Annotated in this window: 1 protein-coding gene; it reads left to right on the top strand. The window is 53.4% G+C overall.

What is annotated here, in order from left to right:
* Nucleotides 1-52: 52 nt before the first annotated feature.
* A partial coding sequence (locus FW800_RS27265) for an integrase core domain-containing protein (RefSeq protein ID WP_446438864.1) occupies nt 53-1,156 on the top strand: 1,104 nt, incomplete at its 3' end.

Raw genomic sequence — 1,156 nt, 5'->3', positions numbered from 1 at the left:
AACCGGGGACATGGTTTACAGGTTAATACGCATGATCAGGAGGTAACTGATCATGCCCTGGAACCAAGAGTCCCCCATGAATCAACGAATCAGACTGGTCACTGACTGGCTTTCTGGCAACTACACCAAAAGCCAGCTGGCACGCCGTTTTAACGTCAGTCGGCCTACCGTCGACAAGTGGATTGCCCGGCACAACGGCGACTTAAAGTCCTTAGCCGAACTGTCCCGGCGACCTCACAACAGCCCAAATAAAACCGACGACGAGATCTTGGCCCGCGTGGTGGCCATGAAGGAGGCACACGATAAATGGGGGCCGAAGAAGCTGCTCGAACTATTACGACTTGAAGACCCCTCTGTCGCCTGGCCCTCTCCAAGTACGGCAGGCCAATGGCTTGATCGACTTGGACTCGTCAACAAACGGCGCTTCAAGCGCCGGCACAGTATCTCCCACGCAGAAATGCGAGAGGCCAACGAACCTAACAAGACTTGGTGCGCCGACTACAAAGGGCAATTCAAGATGCTTAACGCACAGATGTGCTTCCCTTTGACCATCACAGACCACGCGTCCCGGATGATTTTGGCGTGCAGGGCCCATCCCAAAATCAAAACTCAGCCTGTAAAACAAACCTTTGAAAGGCTGTTTGAGGAGTACGGCATGCCGGAAGTTATCCGTTCGGACAACGGGGTTCCGTTCGCTTCTCCTGGCCTGGCAAGAATGTCCACGCTGGCAGTTTGGTGGATACGTCTAGGCATTTATCCGGAGCGGATCATGCCAGGCAGACCGGCCCAGAATGGTCGCCATGAGCGAATGCACCGTAGCTTGAAACTTGAACTGCCTCTAGGGGAAAACCTAATCGATCAGCAGCTTCTGCTGGAGCATTTCAGGCATCAATTCAATTATGTACGTCCTCATGAAGCGCTCGGCATGAAACGTCCGGGAGATTTGTATGTGCCGTCTACCCGGCCTTACCCAGGATGCTTGCCCGATGTCGAGTATCCGGCAGAAATGAAGGTTCGAAGCGTCAGGCGGGACGGATCGATCAAATGGAACGGCAAGTTGGTATTTATCAGCGAGGCGCTGTCTGGAGAGCAGATAGGGCTTAAAGAGGCTGAGGATGATGTTTGGGATTTGTACTTGTGTGATTATCCCCTGGGA

The sequence above is a fragment of the Pseudomonas sp. 910_23 genome, assembly GCF_052850795.1.
The sequence above is the reverse complement of the archived record's forward strand: the minus strand, read 5'-3'. Positions and strand labels throughout refer to the sequence as shown.